This window comes from Actinokineospora sp. NBRC 105648, assembly GCF_030269645.1.
Classification (GTDB): Bacteria; Actinomycetota; Actinomycetes; order Mycobacteriales; family Pseudonocardiaceae; genus Actinokineospora.
The window spans coordinates 36,352-51,595 of sequence record NZ_BSTR01000055.1 but is presented as its reverse complement, the minus strand read 5'-3'; the positions used below and the strand labels follow the sequence as shown (position 1 = coordinate 51,595).

Below are 15,244 nucleotides of genomic sequence, written 5' to 3'. Positions count from 1 at the left end.
TGCGATGTGCATGGTGTGAGAACCCGCATCATCGCAGGCAGGAGGCCACCTTCTTCGTTCATGTGTCGATACCGGCCACTACATCCGCCGACTTCACACCAAGATCACAAACCTTGACGCTCCCCTGCGTGGGATCTCACCTCACACAGACGGGAGAATTGTGTCCGGGGGCGATTCGGGGTCCAATTCCGGGTTCGGGTCCTATCTCCGGTTGCTGCGGACGCCCGGCGGCGCGGCGCTGGCGCTGTGGGGGGTGGTCGGGCGGTTCCCGATCGCCATGCGCTCCATCGCCACCCTGCTGCTGGTCACCGCGGTCACCGGGTCACTGGGCCGGGCGGGCGCCGTGGCGGCGGTGATGCTGGTCGCGCAGGGGCTGGTCAGCCCGGTGCTGGGCAGGCTGGCCGACCGGCTCAGCCAGCGGCGGGTGCTGCTCACCGCGTGCGCGGCGCACGGGGTCGCGATGACCGGGCTGCTGGCGTCGGTCCTGCTGCACGCGCCGCTGTGGCTGCTCGTCGTGGCCGCGGTGGCCACCGGCTGCACCTCGGTCTCGTTCACCTCGTTCATGCGGGCGCGGTGGGCGGCGCTGGTCGACAAGGACCGGCTGCGCGCGGCCTACGCCCTGGAATCGATGCTCGACGAGACGATCTTCCTGCTCGGACCGCTGCTGGTCACCGTGCTGGCCTCGGCGGTCCACCCGGCCGCGGGCCTGGTCGCCTGCGCGGTGCTGACCACCACCGGCTCCATCGCCGTGGCGCTGCACCGCGCGTCGGAGCCGACGCCGGAGCCGACCGCGGGCAAGCCCGCCGAGCGGGCGCCGCGGGCGATCTCGGTGCCCGGGGTCCGGGTGCTGATGGCCGCCTACGCGGGCATGGGCTTCCTGCTCGGCGCGGTCGACGTCACGATGGTCGCCTTCGCCAAGGGACTGGGCTCGCCCGGCCTCGGCGGGGTGTTCCTGTCGCTGACCGCGGTGGGCAGCCTCGCCGCGGGCGCGGTCTACGGCGCCGTCGACTGGCGGCTCCCGCAGTCCCGGCTGCTGGCGATCACCGCCCTGGTGCTGGCGCTGGGCGCCCTGCCGCTGGCCTTCGCGGGCTCCGGGCTGGTGATGGGCCTGTTCGCCGTGGTCGCCGGGCTCGCCATCGCGCCCGCGCTGATCACCGGCAGCACGCTGCTGGAGTCGTTGGCGCCCAAGGGTTCCCTCTCCGAGGGGTTCTCCTGGCTGGCCAGCGCCGGGGCGCTGGGCATCGCCCTGGGCACCGCGGCGGGCGGCAGGCTCGCCGAACTGGGGACCTTCGAGCACGCGGCGTGGGCCGCGGTCGGCGGCGGGGTCGTCGCGTTGGGACTCAGCGTCGCCGGGCAGTCGGCGCTGCGCGCGACCGGGCGGGACGCGCGCCCGGTCGCGGGAGTCGCGGTAGTGGAGCACTAGCAACAGACAGCCAGCAGGTACAGGCAGCCAGTAGGTACGGACAGCCACCGGTGAGGACGGCTACCAGATGAGGACAGTGAGGACAGTCGTGAGCACAGCACAGCCGGTCTCCGGGCGGGACGGTCTCGGCGGTCTGCCGGTCCCCCGCATCTCGTTCGAGGAGTTCACCGCCTTCGGGATCCGGGCGCTGATCCGGGCCGACGTGCCCGTGGTGATCACCCTGCCCGCCGACGTCCAGGGCCTGGGCAGGCAGGGCGTGGCCGAGCGGCTCGGCGACATGGCGGTCACCCTGTTCACCGAGCCGAGCAACAAGCAGAACTCCGAGCGCTGGACCACCACCGAGATCCGGCTGCGGGACTTCTTCGCCGACGACAAGTACCTGACCGACCCGGGCACCTGGAACCGGATCGTGTCCAACATCCGCAACAGCCCCGCCGACGTCGACGCCGTCCTCGGCTTCGACGCCGGGGCGCTGTTCGACTACCGGCGCTCGCTCAACGCGGCCAACCTGTGGATCAGCCACAAGGGCGTGTTCACCCAGAGCCACTTCGACGAGCTGGAGAACTTCAACATCGCGCTGGAGGGCCGCAAGCGGTTCGTCCTGTCGCCGCCCGGGTCGTTCGAGTACTACCCGCGCTCGCTCGCGCGCGGGTTCGGCGACAAGTCCCAGGCCTTCGACTTCGACGACGTCGACCCGGTGCGCTTCCCCAAGCTCGTGTCCAAACTGGCCGAACGCCGGGAGCTCATCCTCGAGCCTGGCCAGATGCTCTACCTGCCGCTGGGCTGGTGGCACCAGGCCGAGTCGCTCGAGGAGATGAACATCAACGTCAACTTCTGGCTGCGCGACCCGAAGATCTTCCGCAGGCCCTACGTGCTCGGCGTCGCGCTCTACACCGCCGCCTACCGCAAGCTCAAGGGCGTCTACAACTACCAGCCCGCCGAGGTCGCGTCATGACCGAGCGCACGAGCATCACCCCCACCCACCGCTACCGCAACAACGACAAGGCGGTCGGGGTCGGCAACGCGTTCTGGGACATGTCCGAGCGCAACGGGCTCGCCGGGATCGTCGCCGAGCTCCAGGACGGCGTGCTGCACACCCCTGAGGGCCACGAGTTCGTCAACTTCACCTGTTGCTCCTACCTCGACCTCGACTCGCACCCCAAGGTCATCGACGGCGCCGTCGACGCGCTGCGCCGCTTCGGCGTGCTCGACCACTGCATCCCGCGCAGCCGGGTGCAGATCCCCGCGCTGCTGGAGCTGGAGGCCTCGCTCGGCGAGCTGTTCGGCGCCGAGGTGGTCAGCGCGATCTCCGCGGGCGTGGCCAGCGCGGGCCTGCTGCCGCTGATCGCCTCCGGGCACCTGGGTAACGGGACGCGGCCGCTGATGGTGTTCGACAAGTACGCCCACGTGTCGATGGCAGGGGCCAAACCCGCCTGCGCCGACGAGACCGAGGTCGTCACCTGCGGGCACCACGACGTCGGGTTCCTTGAGGACATGTGCAAGCGCTACCAGCGGGTCGCCTACGTCGTCGACGGCGCGGACAGCCTCGGCGGCTACGCCCCGGTCCAGGAACTCGCCGAGCTGCAGGAGAAGTACGGCCTGCTGGTCTACTACGACGACTCGCACTCGGTCTCGGCCTACGGCGAGCGCGGCGTCGGTTACATCCGCTCGCACTGCCCGATCCGCGACGAGCGCACCATCACCGTCGCGACCCTGAACAAGGCGTTCGGCACCAGCGGCGCGGCGATCCTGCTCGACGGCTACGCCAAGCCCGCGCAACGGGTCATCGAGCGGTTCGCGGGCGCGCTGAGCTACTCCCAGCCGATGAACACCGCCGCCGTCGGCGCCTCCCTGGCCTCCGCGGAGATCCACCGCACCGACGAGCTGACCGCGCTCCAAGGGCGGCTGCGCGCGCACATCGAGCTGTTCGACTCACTGATCAAGACCGAGCAGACCGGGACCACGTACCCGATCCGCGTGGTGCCGATGAGCGACGAGACGGTGATCGAGGCGGGCCGCCAGGTGTACGAGGCCGGGTTCTACGTCTCGCCGGTGTTCTTCCCGATCGTGCCGCGCGGCACCGCGGGCCTGCGGGTCATGCTCCGCGCGGGCCAGACCGAGGAGCAGATCCGCGCGCTGGGCGCGGTGCTGGTCGAGGTGGGCGCGCTACCGGAGGAGGCGGCCCCGTGACCGCCAGGGCGATCCCGCGCAGCATCCTCTACACCCCGGCCCTGTCGCTGGACCGGGTCGTCAAGGCCTGGTCCTACGACGCGGACGTGCACCTGATCGACCTGGAGGACTCCGTCCCCGCGGCGGAGAAGGCCGCCGCGCGGGTGGTGTGCCGGGCGGCGCTGGAGAAGGCGCCCGACCCCGCCAACGTCGCGGTCCGGGTGAACGAGCTGGGCACGATGGCCGCCGTGCACGACCTGGTGCTGCTCGGCGAGAGCGCGGTGGCGCCGGGCTTCATCGTCATGACGATGGTGCGCTCGGCCGTCGAGGTCACCCTGCTGCGCGCCACGCTCGCCGAGGCGGGCAAGCACCCGGAGGTCTACGTGACCGTGGAGACCGTCGAGGCGATCACCGACATCGGCGCGATCGCCGCCGCGGCCGACGGGCTGGTGCTCGGCTCGGCCGACCTGGCCGCCACCCTCGGGATCGAGATCACCTGGGCCGGGATGCTCGCCGCCCGGCACGCGATGGCCCTGGCCTGCGCCCGGCACGGCACGGCCTGCGTGGACACGGCGAACTTCCGGCTCGCCGAACCCGACGTGCTCGCCGAGGAGATCGCCCGGGTCCGGGAACTGGGCTTCCACGGCAAGGCCACCGTGCACCCGACCGAGCTCGCCGCGATCAACGGCGCGCTCCGGCCCGACCCCGACGGCCTGCGGCTGGCCCGCCGGGTCACCGGGGCCGTCCAGGCCGCCGACGGCGGGATCGCGGTCCTGGACGGGAACATGGTCGGCCCGCCGTTCGCCCGGATGGCCCGCGCCACCGTGGCCCTCGGTGACGCCTGGACGGCGCGGTTCGGCACCCGGGGAGGCACCCGATGACCATCACCGAGCACGTCGGCACGACCGAACCCGTCACCGTGGCCGTCATCGGCACCGGCGCGATCGGCCAAGACCTGGTCAGCAAGGTGCACAACTCCCCCGTCCTGGAGTGCGCGCTGGTCGTGGGCCGCAACCCGGACTCCGCGGGCCTGCGGCACGCCGAACGCCTCGGCTACCCGACCACCGCGGGCGGGATCGACGCGATCCTCGCCGCACCCCGACCCTTCGACGTCGTCTTCGACGCCACGAACGCCATGTCGCACGCCGAGCACTGGCGTCTGCTGCGCCCGCTCGACACCCTGCTGATCGACCTGACCCCCAGCAAGCTCGGGCAGATGGTCGTGCCCACCGTGACCGGCACGCAGACCCCGACCGAGCGCAATGTCAGCCTGATCAGCTGCGGCGGACAGGCGTCCATCCCGATCGCGCACGCGCTGGCCAGCCGGTTCACCGCGGCCTACATCGAGGTCGTGTCCACCGTGGCCAGCACCATCGCGGGCCGCGCGACCCGGCTCAACCTCGACGAGTACGTCGCCACCACCCAGCAGGCGATCAGCGCGTTCTCCGGGGTCGCCGACACCAAGGCGATCCTCAACATCAGCCCGGCCGTGCCGCCCGCGACGTTCCGCACCGCCGTGCACGCGGTGATCCCGGGCGCCACCACCGAGGCGGTGCGGGCCGTGGTCGACGCGGCGGCCGAGCAGGTGCGCGCGTTCGCCCCCGGCTACCGGGTCACCGCCTGCTCGGTCACCGGCGACCGGGTCGTGGTCTCGGTGGAGGTCACCGCGACCAGCGAGGTGCTGCCGCACTACGCGGGCAACCTCGACATCATCAACTCGGCCGCCATCCTGGTCGCCGAGCAGCACGCGGCCCGGCTCGGCCGGACCACCCGGACGGGAGCACGCCGATGACCCCCGTGGTGATCCACGACCCGACGCTGCGCGACGGCCAGCACGCGGTGCGCCACCAGCTCGGTGTCACCGCGCTGCGCGGGTACGCCGAGGCGGCCGACGCGGCGGGCATCCCGGTGGTCGAGGTCGGCCACGGCAACGGCCTCGGCGCCTCCTCGATCCAGGTGGGACAGGCCGCGGTGAGCGACGACCTGATGCTCTCCACCGTCCGGGAAGCGTTGCGGCACAGCCAGATGGCCGTGTTCATGCTGCCCGGCTGGGGCACCTCGAGCGACCTTCGCAAGGCGATCGCCCACGGCGCCGACATCATCCGCATCGGCGTGCACTGCACCGAGACCTCACTGGCCGAGCGGCACCTCGGGTTCCTCGCCGAGGCGGGCGCCGAAGCGCACTGCGTGCTGATGATGAGCCACATGGCCACCCCCGAGCAGCTCGCCGAGCAGGCCGCGGCGGTCGTCGGCTACGGCGCCCGCGGGGTCGGGATCATGGACTCCGCCGGGTACTTCCTCCCGGACGACGTCACCGAGCGGATCAGGGCGATCGCCAGCGCGGTGGACGTGCCGGTGATCTTCCACGGCCACAACAACCTCGGCATGGCCGTCGCGAACTCGGTGGCCGCCGCGGCCGCAGGCGCCGGGATCATCGACGGCTGCGCGCGCGGCTTCGGCGCGGGCGCGGGGAACACGCAGCTCGAGGTACTGGTGCCGGTGCTAGAGCGCACGGGTTTCACGACCGGGATCGACCTCTACGGGCTGCTCGACGCCGCCGAGTTCGCCGAGCGCGAGCTGATGCCCGCTCCCCCGTTCACCGGCTCGCTGAGCATCGTGAGCGGGCTGGCCGGGGTGTTCTCCGGGTTCAAGCACCAGGTGCTGGAGTCCTCCGGGCGAGCCGGGGTGGACCCCCGGGACGTGTTCTTCGAACTGGGCCGTCGGCAGGCCATCGCGGGGCAGGAAGACCTTATCGTCGACGTGGTGGCCGAGCTGAGCGCCCGTGAGGTGGCCGGATGACCGTGGTGATCGGGGCCGAGCACATGGCGGGCGCCGACCGGCTGGTGCGGGTGATCGACGCGCTGGCCGAGGCGTTCGCCGACCTTTCCGCCGGCACGACGGTCTCGCCGTCGCGGACGATCGTGGAGCACGGCGCGGATCGGCAACTGCTAGCGGGCACGGCGGTCTGGGAGCGGCGCGGGGTGGGCAGCGTCAAGATCACCACGATCACCCCGGACAACGCCGACCGCGGGTTGCCGCTGATCCACGGCGTGGTCGTGCTGACCGACCTGGCGACCGGCCGGATCACGGCCCTGCTCGACGGGGCTGAGCTGACCGCCGTCCGCACGGGCGCGGTCGCGGGTCTCGCGACTCGACTGTGCGCGGCCGAGGACGCCGAGGAGTTGGCGTTGATCGGCGCCGGAGTGCAGGCCCGTGCGCTGGTGCGGGCAGTGTCTGCGGTGCGGCCCATCCGGTCGGTGCGGGTGTTCTCCCGCACGGCTGAGCGCACGGAGGCGTTCGCCGAGTGGGTTCGTGAAACGTTCGGGCACTCGGTAACCGTGTTCGACACGGCGAAGGCGGCCGTGGCTGACGCCGCCGTGATCTGCACGGCGACCTCGACCAGCGACAGCACGCCAATCGTGGCGGCCGACTGGGTCGCGCCCGGCGCGCACGTGAACGTGATCGGCGGGACGAACGAGCACGCCGTTGAGATCGACCCGGCGCTGCTCGCGTCCGCGTTCGTCGCGGTCGAGGAGCGGGCCGCGGCGGTCGAGGACGCGGGCGAGGTGCGGATCGCGCTGGCCGAGGGCTTGATCGGCGAGACCGACCTGCACGAGCTGGGCACGCTGGTCGCAGGCGCCGCAGCGGGCCGGACCTCGGTGTTCCGCAGCGTCGGCCTGGCCATCGAGGACACCGCCGCGGCCGCGGCGCTCTACGAGGCGTCGGCCGGGTGAGTGCCCGCCTCCCGGCAGCGGACCATGAACGACCGCTCGAACACGATCACGGTCTCCCCCGTCGACTTCACCCCGGTGGTCTCCACAGTGATGATCCCCTGCCCCGGGCGGGATTTCGACAGGCGCCTGTCCAGGATCCGGCTCGTTGCGTAGAGGGTGTCGCCGACGAACACCGGGTCCTTGAGGCGCACCTTGTCCCAGCCCAGGTTGGCGACCGCGCGGGCGGAGAGCGCCTGCACGGTCATGCCGCCGACCAGGCAGAGGGTGATGCCGCTGTTGACCAGGATCTGCCCGTACTCGGCACTTTCCCCGTAGGCGCGGTCGAAGTGCAGCGGGTGCTGGTTCATGGTCAGCAGGGTCAGCCAGGTGTTGTCGGTCTCCGAGATGGTGCGCCCGGGCCAATGCCGGATCACCATGCCGGGGGCGAAGTCCTCGTAGTCCCCACCGTGCTCCTCGACGAACTCGTTGTCCCCGACCTGGCGCAGCGTCATGTGCCGTCCTCCCGTGTGACCACCGACCGGAACCGTAGCGGTGCCGGGGTTTTCCCCACAATGGCAGTCCAGTCAGTCCGGAATGGACGAGAGAGGTTGGGCCGATGACCGCGCTCGAGCACGTCGGACCGCAGGGTCACCCGTGGTTCGGCGAGCACCGCCTGCGACCCGCCGCGCCCGCGTCGACGATCCAGGAGATGCTGCGCACCGAGATCCGCGACACCGGCTGGCCGTACCAGCCGCTGCTGCCCGCCGCCCCGATCGCACTCCCCCGCGCGTCCTACGCCGAGCTCTACCGGGCGACGGCGGCACTCCTGGACTTGGTGCGTCGCGTCGCCTTGGAGCGCGCGGACACGACGGCGGGGCGACTGGCGGCGTACGGGATGCCGGAGAGCGAGAACCAGCTCTTCGTGGCGGACCAGTTCATCGAGGAGCGCTACGCCGACTGCGTCGCCCGGCCGGACATCGTGATCGGACCCAACGGGCCGCAGTTCCTGGAGTTCAACGTCAGCGGCGCCCTCGGCGGTCCGGTGGAAACTCATTGCCGCCTCGAGGTCTGGCGGAAGCTGTACGCGGACGAGGCAGGCCGAGTCCCGTTCGGACACCGGAGCCCCTTCGCCGTGCGCGCGGAGATGTTCCGGGACCTGTGCGCGGAACTGGCGCTCGCGCCCCGGGTCGCCCTCGTCGGCAGCGCCCGCGACCAGGGCGTCGAGTCGACCCGGTACTTCGACATCGAGGCGGACTACCTCAACAACCACGGCCTCACCGCCCGGTTCTTCGAACCGGAAGACCTGCACGAGGCCTGGGACTGCCCGCCACACCTGCGCTACCCGGTGGGGCTGCGCAACTTCACGATCCCGGACTGGGACGAACTGGGCATCGACACGACACCGGTGCAGGCGGCGCTGGACAACGGCTGCCTGCTGGTGGGCACCCAGACCTCGACCTTCCTGTCCAGCAAGCTGACCATGGGCCTGCTGTCCGAGGGCAGGCCGTGGATGACCACCGCCGACCGGGCACTGGTCGAGCGCTACCTGCCGTGGACCCGCGTCCTCGCCGACCGCCGGACCACCCGGGGCGGGGCCGAGGTGGACCTGGTCCAGTTCGTCGTGGACAACAAGGACCTGCTGGTGCTCAAGGAGGGCCTGGGCATGAGCGGCAAGCAGGTGATCCTCGGCCGGGACACCACACCGGCCGACTGGACGGCGGCGGTCACCACCGCTGTCGACAACGGTGCCAGCGTGGTTCAGGAGTTCGTCGCACCCCGGACCTGCACCCTGTCCATGATCGCCGACGGCGCAGACGAGCCACACGACGTCGCGATCGCCCCGGTCCTCGGCCCCCTGCTCTTCGGCGGCCGCCCAGCAGGCGTCTTCTCCCGCTTCTTCGGCGACGGCACGGCAGGCATCGTCAGCATCTACGGCAACCACAGCTCCGACGACTGCGTCGTCGCCGTGTAGCGGCCTGGCAGGCGACCAGGCGCACTCTGTCGCGGGCAAGCCGAACCTCTCCCCTCCGACCTCCTTCCCTCAAGACTCCTTCGTCCGGGGCTCTTCCCGCGTGCCCCTCCCTCAGGGCTCCTTCCCTCCATGCGTTGTGAACCGGCGCTGGCCTCCTCTGGTAGTGGTGCCGATCTGGACCCACCACCCGTTATCTTGATAGCAAATAGTCGATTTAAATAGCAGACATCTCCAGCGCGATACCACCGTTCGGCCGCCCGTGGCGCTTCCTCCCACATCGCGGTTGCGGTTGCGGGGTCGCCGACCACGGCGGCACGCTCGCCAGGTCAACCCCTCTGACCTGGGAGAACGACCATGACCGTGGACGTCGAACAGCCCCTGAACAACGTGGACATCCAGGCGGTCGGCGCTCTGGTGGCCGCCGTCCAGCAGGACGAGTCCAAGGCCAAGACCACCTGGGCCGCACACGTGACCTGGAAGGGCGGATTCCAGTCAGCGGCCCGGGTCCGAGCCTTCGCCGAGACCCCGTCAGACGAGCCGACCGCCCTCGGCGGGGCAGACACGGCACCGAACCCGGTCGAACAACTGCTCAGCGCCTTGGGGAACTGCCTGGCAGTCGGCTACGCGGCCAACGCGACCGTGGCGGGCATCCAGCTGGACCGGTTGACCGTTGACGTGAAGGGGGACGTGGATCTGCACGTCTTCCTGGGACTGGCGGAGGGACACGCCGGCTTCGACACCATCACGGCGAAGGTCAAGATCGAGTCGCCCGCGGCACAGGAGGAGATCGACGCCCTCCACGCCAAGGTCGTCAACAGCTCACCGGTCGGCCACACCCTGGGCACGGCCATTCCGGTCACCATCGAACTGGCCTGACACAGCCCCAGAATGCCCGAGGCCAATACCCATGCCCGCCTATCCCGAATCCCTCAGTCTTTGAGTTCCTAAATCTCTCAATCTCTCAATCTTAAATCTCTAAATGCTGAGCCGCTGGTACGCAACACCCGTTACGTTTGTGCTCGATTGGGTGGACTGCCTTCGTGTGGGGGGAGAGCACCGCTAAACTTGCCGTGTGTGGGGATGCCCTTCACCCCACGCTTTTTCCCCACCGCGGTGCTCTAGGGGCCCCGCGCGAAGGCAGTCCAGCCAATCGAGCCCCGCTCTTACTTGGGCAGCTCGTGGGATGTGCCGCCCGGGGGTCGACGCCACGGGTGGCTCGTAGACATGGGTTGCCCGAGTAAAAGCATGGGCTCGATCTAGTGGACTCGCTTCGTGTGGGGCCCCTAGAGCACCGCGGTGGAGAGAAAAGGGCAGGGTAAGGGCATCCCCACCCACGGCAAGTTTAGCGGTGCTCTCCCCCCACACGAAGCGAGTCCACCAGATCGAGCAACCGTAGCGGGCGTTGCTTTCCAGCGCGGTCGGCCTCACCGCTGCGGTTTGCTGGGGGACGGGATTCACTTGGGTGCTGGTGGGTTCGGCCTCTCCGCTGCGGTACCAGCCGGGCTGGGATCTTGTTGCGTTCCAGCGGGGTCGGCCTCTCCGCTGCGGTACCAGCGGGGGACGGGATTCTCTTGCGGATCCTGCTGCGGTTGCGTGCCGGCGGGGTGGCTGGTGCGTGCTCAGCGGTGGAACGGTGTGGAACGGGGTGTCACGCCGTAGTGGTGACGGGCGAGAGGCGCCCGGGTTCATTCAGGGGAGACAGATGAACGCATCACTTACCGCCAGGTGGCGTCGGGTTTTGACCGGGCTTGCCGCCGTGTTCATGCTGGTCGGTGTTGGCCTTACCGCTTCGGCGACCGGGGCCAGTGCTGCGGCGTTCCACCCGATCAAGAACAGTGGCAGCGGACTGTGTCTGCAGCCGCAGGGTGGGTCCACCGCCGAACTGGTGGCGATCGTGCAGATGCCTTGCCAGCGCGGCAATCCGGCGCAGGGGTGGCTGGAGCAGCGGGTGGGGTCGCACCACTACATGTTCCTCAACCAGGCCAGTGGGTTCTGCTTCGACGTGTTCGGGCCTGCCGCCAACGGGACGCGGGTGCTGCAGGGGCAGTGCAAGCGGATCAGCAATGAGGAGTTCAACACCAACGTCGACCTGCCCGCCATCACGGTCCTGGAGTCCCGGGTCGGGTTCCGGGACACCGGGTTCTGCGTGGACGTGCCCGGTGGGCAGTCGACCCCGGGGCTGGCCGTGCAGGTCTTCCGGTGCAACGGGACCCCGGCGCAGAGCTGGGTGGTCGGCTTCGACCTCTGATCCACCGCTTTCCCCAGGACAGTCCACCTCCCCTGCGGTCGCAGGGGAGGTGGACTGTCCTGCTGCGCGTTCCGCTCCCCTGACCGCCGTGGATCTGTGTGGACGCCCCCTAACGCCCGGTGGATCGTGAAACGATCACACGTATGGGGGTCCGGCCGAACGGGTGAACCGTGGAGGGTCGGCGGACGTGTGGGTGTCGGGCCTCTCTCTGGAGGGGGAGTTCGGCATGGCAATGGGGGCGCGGGTGGCAGGGGTCAGACGGGGTACGGCGGTCGCCGACCTGGTGCAGTGGGTGGAGTCGTTGCTGGCGGCGGGGGTTCGGGCGCTGGTGGTGGACGGCAACCTGGTGGACAGCCGGGAGCGGTTCGACCGGGCCTACGACTTGGCCGAGCGGAACGGGGACGGGCGGGCGATGGCCTTGGCCGCCTTGGGGCTCGGTGGGCTATGGGTGCACGAGCACCGGACGGCGGCGGCGTCGGCGCGGTTGCGGAGTCGGTTGGTGGCGGCGTTGGCGGCGGTGGAGCCGGGCTCCTCGCTCGCGTTGCGGCTGCGGGTGCGGCTGGCGGGTGAGGACGACTACCAGGCCGGGCGGCACGAATCGGTGGTCGCCGCCCTCGATGAGGCTCGGCGGGCGCGGGACCCACAGGCGTGGATGGACGGGCTGAGCCTGGCCCACCACTGCGTGCTGGGACCCGACCACGGGGCATTGCGCCGCGAGCTGGCCGCCGAGCTGATCGGCGAGTGCGCCCGGACCGGCAGGCGCAGTGACGCGCTGATGGGGCTGCTGTGGCAGACCGTCGACCTGTTCCTCGACGCCGACCCGCACGCCCAGCGCAGGCTGGTCGAGCTGCGCGCGCTGGTCGAGGCGCAGGACCACCTGGCGGTCGGGTTCGTGGTGAACGCCATCGAGGTCATGCTCGCCATCCGCGCGGGCAGGTTGGCCGAGGCCGAGGCGATGGCGCACGGCTGTGCGCAGCGCGGGTCGGCGGCCGGGGACATCGACGCGGCCGGGTGGTACGGCGGGCAGCTGGTGGCGATCCGCTGGTACCAGGGCAGGCTGGCCGAACTGGTGCCGATGCTCGACGAGCTGGTCCACTCCCCCACCCTCAGCACCGTGGACAACGCCTACTTCGCCGCCCTGGCGGTGGCCGCGGCGCAGGCCGGTGACCGGCGGACCGCGGCCGGGGCGCTGGCCACGCTGCGCGGCCGCGACCTGGCCGAGCTGCCCCGGTCGAGCAGCTGGCTGGTGACGATGAACGGCGTGGTGGAGGCGGCCAACCTGCTCGGTGACACCGAGACCGCGGCGCGGGCCTACGAGCTGCTCAGCCCGTTCGGTCGGCTGCCCGCCATGGTGAGCCTGGGCGTCGCCTGCTTCGGATCGACCGAGCACGCCCTGGGCGTGGCCGCGCTGACCCTGGGCGAGCTCGACCGGGCGGCCGAGCACCTGGCCGCGGCGGTGCGGGCCAACCTCGCGCTGCGGCACTGGCCCGCGGTCGTGGCGTCCCGGCTCCGGTACGCCCAGGCCCTCGCGGCCCGCGGCGAGGTGGTCGAGGCGCGCCGGGAACGGGCCGCCGCGGCCGAGGAGGCCGCCGCCCTGGACCTGCCGGTCCCGGACTTCGGCCGCGCCGCCCCGGCGCAGGCGGTCACCTGCCACCGGCACGGGCGGGACTGGCGGATCAGCCTGGGCCACCGGTCGGTGACCGTCCCGCACAGCGTCGGGGCCGCGCACCTGGCGGTGCTGATCGCCAACCCGGCCGCCGAGATCCACGCCGCCGACCTGGTGACCGGTTTGGACGCGGTGCGCGAAGAGGTGGTGGCGCAACCGGTCCTGGACGAGCTGGCCTACCGCGAGTACCGCGACCGGCTGGCCCGGCTGCGCGCCGAGCTCGACGACCTGGACACCCGGGGCGACGAGGCGGGCGCCGCCCGCGCCCGCGCCGAACACGACTGGCTGCTGGCCGAGCTCGGCCACGCCACCGGCCTGGGCGGCAAGGCCCGCGCCATCCCGGACGGGGCGGAGCGGGCCCGGATCGCGGTCGGCAAGGCGATCCGCCGCACCCTCGCCCGGCTCAGCGAGGCCGACGCGGTCATCGGGGCGCACCTGCGCGACGCCGTGCACACCGGGGTGCGCTGCTCCTACCGCCCGGTGTGATCACCGGGCGGTCGTCGCGGAGCATGGTGCGGAGGGTTCGCATGCTCTCTTCGGCGAGGGCCGCGCCCAGTTCGTCCGTTGAGCCGAAGTGGCGGTAGAAGGCTGTCGGGACGATGCCCACCTCGCGCAGGCTGAGGCCAGCCAGGCTATTAGTACCGGTCAACTCCACCCCTTAAAGGGCGTCCATCTCTGGCCTATCAACCCAGTGGTCCCACCCCCGTGCGGACCGGCCGGACGCCGGTTGGTTGGGTGGGGGCCATGGGGCTGGGGCGCGACTTCGGGTGGCTGTGGACGGCGTTCGCGGTAAGTTCGGCGGGGTCCTGGCTCGCCCTGGACGCGTTCCCGCTGGTCGCCATCCTGGTCCTGCACAGCAGCACCACCGAGGTGTCGATCCTGGCCGCCGCGGGCCTGGCACTGGGCGCGCTGGTGGCAGTGCCACTGGGACCGTGGGTGGAGTTCCGCGGGAAGCGACCGGTGATGATCGGCGCCGACCTGACCCGGTTCCTGGCGATCCTCTCGGTGCCCGCCGGGTATGTGGCGGGATGGCTGACCTATGCCCAACTCGTCGTCGTCTCGATGGTGGTGGCCGCGGCGAACATCGTGTTCACCGCGGCCAGCGGGTCGCTGCTGAAGTCGATGGTGCGGGGCGAGGACCTGCTGGTGGCCTCCGGCCGGTTCGAGGCGACGACCTGGACCACGACCGCGCTCGGCCCACCACTCGGCGGCGCGGCGATCGGACTGTTCGGCCCGGTCACGACGATGCTGGCCAACTCGGTCAGCTACCTGCTCTCGGCACTGGGAATCCGGGCGATCCGGACACCAGAGCCTGCCCGTCAAGTGAAGCGGGTCAGCCTCGGCGATGTGACGGCGGGATGGCGCTACACCGTGTCCGACCGGTACCTGCGGGCGCTGTTCCTGAACACCACGCTGGTGAACGGCCTGATCCTGGCCACGGCGCCACTGCTGGCGGTGCTGTTGTTGCGGGAGTATGGATTCAGCCCGTTCGAGTACGGCCTGGCGTTCGGGGTGCCGTGCGTGGGAGGGCTGGTGGGCGCGCGGTTGGCACGCCCACTGGTGTCGCGATTCGGGCAGCACCGGGTCTTGGTGGTGAGCGGGGGCTTGCGGGCGTGCTGGTTGCTCGGGCTGGCGTTCGTCCAAGCTGGACAGGTGTGGCTGGTGGTGCTGGTGGAGTTCGGGATGATCACGTGCATCGGGGTCTTCAACCCGGTGTTCTCGACCTGCCGGTTGACCCGAACACCTGCCGACCGGGTCGCTCGGGTGCTGTTGGCGTGGAACGTTTCCCGGGGTGCGGTGGTCGCTGGTTTGACTGTGGTGTGGGGCGTGCTGGGTGGCGTGCTGGGGACTCAGGGAGCGTTGGTGGCGGCCGGGGTGCTGATGCTCCTAACACCTGCACTGCTGTGGCGACTTGATACTGCGGCGGAGGCTTCTAGAGAATCATGACCCCGCTGGAACCGCAGCGGTGGGGCCGGCCCGGCTGGTACCGCCGGCCCCGCTACGGATGCTCGATCTAGTGGACTCGCTTCGTGTGGGGGGGGTGTCCTTATGT

The 15,244-nt window shown here is 70.9% G+C and carries 13 protein-coding genes and 1 pseudogene; 12 read left to right on the top strand and 2 right to left on the bottom strand.

What is annotated here, in order from left to right; genetic code table 11:
- The first annotated feature begins 211 nt into the window (after positions 1-211).
- The 7 genes from QSK30_RS31595 to QSK30_RS31565 all read left to right on the top strand — a co-directional run bounded on the left by QSK30_RS31595 (position 212) and on the right by QSK30_RS31565 (position 7,326).
- Complete coding sequence (locus QSK30_RS31595) at positions 212-1,423, top strand: MFS transporter (RefSeq protein WP_285508527.1); 1,212 nt, start codon at positions 212-214, stop codon at positions 1,421-1,423.
- An 88-nt stretch (positions 1,424-1,511) separates the two neighbouring features.
- Positions 1,512-2,378, top strand: a complete 867-nt coding sequence (locus tag QSK30_RS31590; RefSeq protein WP_285508526.1) for a cupin-like domain-containing protein — start codon at positions 1,512-1,514, stop codon at positions 2,376-2,378.
- The gene (locus tag QSK30_RS31585) at positions 2,375-3,613 is read left to right on the top strand and encodes an 8-amino-7-oxononanoate synthase family protein (protein WP_285508524.1); all 1,239 of its coding nucleotides are present in this window, start codon (positions 2,375-2,377) and stop codon (positions 3,611-3,613) included. Before QSK30_RS31590 ends, QSK30_RS31585 begins: the two co-directional genes overlap by 4 nt.
- Complete coding sequence (locus QSK30_RS31580) at positions 3,610-4,473, top strand: HpcH/HpaI aldolase/citrate lyase family protein (RefSeq protein WP_285508522.1); 864 nt, start codon at positions 3,610-3,612, stop codon at positions 4,471-4,473. Before QSK30_RS31585 ends, QSK30_RS31580 begins: the two co-directional genes overlap by 4 nt.
- Positions 4,470-5,384 carry an acetaldehyde dehydrogenase (acetylating) gene (locus QSK30_RS31575; RefSeq protein WP_285508520.1) on the top strand — a complete coding sequence of 305 codons (915 nt, stop codon included), beginning with the start codon at positions 4,470-4,472 and terminating at the stop codon, positions 5,382-5,384. Before QSK30_RS31580 ends, QSK30_RS31575 begins: the two co-directional genes overlap by 4 nt.
- Positions 5,381-6,391: a 4-hydroxy-2-oxovalerate aldolase gene (gene dmpG / locus QSK30_RS31570; RefSeq protein WP_285508518.1), complete on the top strand. Its 1,011-nt coding sequence runs from the start codon at positions 5,381-5,383 to the stop codon at positions 6,389-6,391. Before QSK30_RS31575 ends, dmpG begins: the two co-directional genes overlap by 4 nt.
- The gene (locus tag QSK30_RS31565) at positions 6,388-7,326 is read left to right on the top strand and encodes an ornithine cyclodeaminase family protein (RefSeq protein ID WP_285508517.1); all 939 of its coding nucleotides are present in this window, start codon (positions 6,388-6,390) and stop codon (positions 7,324-7,326) included. The genes dmpG and QSK30_RS31565 overlap by 4 nt, the downstream gene beginning before the upstream one ends.
- Here QSK30_RS31565 and QSK30_RS31560 read toward each other — a convergent pair.
- Positions 7,305-7,817 (bottom strand): MaoC family dehydratase, encoded by a 513-nt coding sequence (locus QSK30_RS31560; RefSeq protein ID WP_285508515.1) that lies wholly within the window; start codon positions 7,815-7,817, stop codon positions 7,305-7,307. The two genes, QSK30_RS31565 and QSK30_RS31560, sit on opposite strands and share 22 nt — an antisense overlap.
- A 104-nt stretch (positions 7,818-7,921) precedes the next feature.
- On the opposite strand from QSK30_RS31560, the gene QSK30_RS31555 reads away from it, so the two are divergent.
- From QSK30_RS31555 to QSK30_RS31540, 4 genes are all read left to right on the top strand, one after another.
- Positions 7,922-9,277, top strand: coding sequence for a hypothetical protein (locus QSK30_RS31555; protein ID WP_285508513.1), 1,356 nt, complete (start codon positions 7,922-7,924; stop codon positions 9,275-9,277).
- A gap of 354 nt (positions 9,278-9,631) precedes the next feature.
- A complete protein-coding gene (locus QSK30_RS31550; protein ID WP_285508511.1) occupies positions 9,632-10,153 on the top strand; it encodes an OsmC family protein in 522 nt (173 codons plus the stop codon).
- Positions 10,154-10,979: 826 nt separating this feature from the next.
- Positions 10,980-11,525: an RICIN domain-containing protein gene (locus tag QSK30_RS31545; protein WP_285508509.1), complete on the top strand. Its 546-nt coding sequence runs from the start codon at positions 10,980-10,982 to the stop codon at positions 11,523-11,525.
- A gap of 244 nt (positions 11,526-11,769) precedes the next feature.
- Positions 11,770-13,677 carry a hypothetical protein gene (locus QSK30_RS31540; RefSeq protein ID WP_285508507.1) on the top strand — a complete coding sequence of 636 codons (1,908 nt, stop codon included), beginning with the start codon at positions 11,770-11,772 and terminating at the stop codon, positions 13,675-13,677.
- A gap of 7 nt (positions 13,678-13,684) precedes the next feature.
- Here the strand turns inward: QSK30_RS31540 and QSK30_RS31535 are convergent.
- Positions 13,685-13,819 (bottom strand): annotated as a pseudogene (locus QSK30_RS31535) (TetR family transcriptional regulator); the annotation flags it as partial.
- Positions 13,820-13,935: 116 nt separating this feature from the next.
- On the opposite strand from QSK30_RS31535, the gene QSK30_RS31530 reads away from it, so the two are divergent.
- On the top strand, positions 13,936-15,138 hold the full coding sequence (locus QSK30_RS31530) for an MFS transporter (protein ID WP_285508505.1): 1,203 nt from the start codon (positions 13,936-13,938) through the stop codon (positions 15,136-15,138).
- Positions 15,139-15,244: the final 106 nt, after the last annotated feature.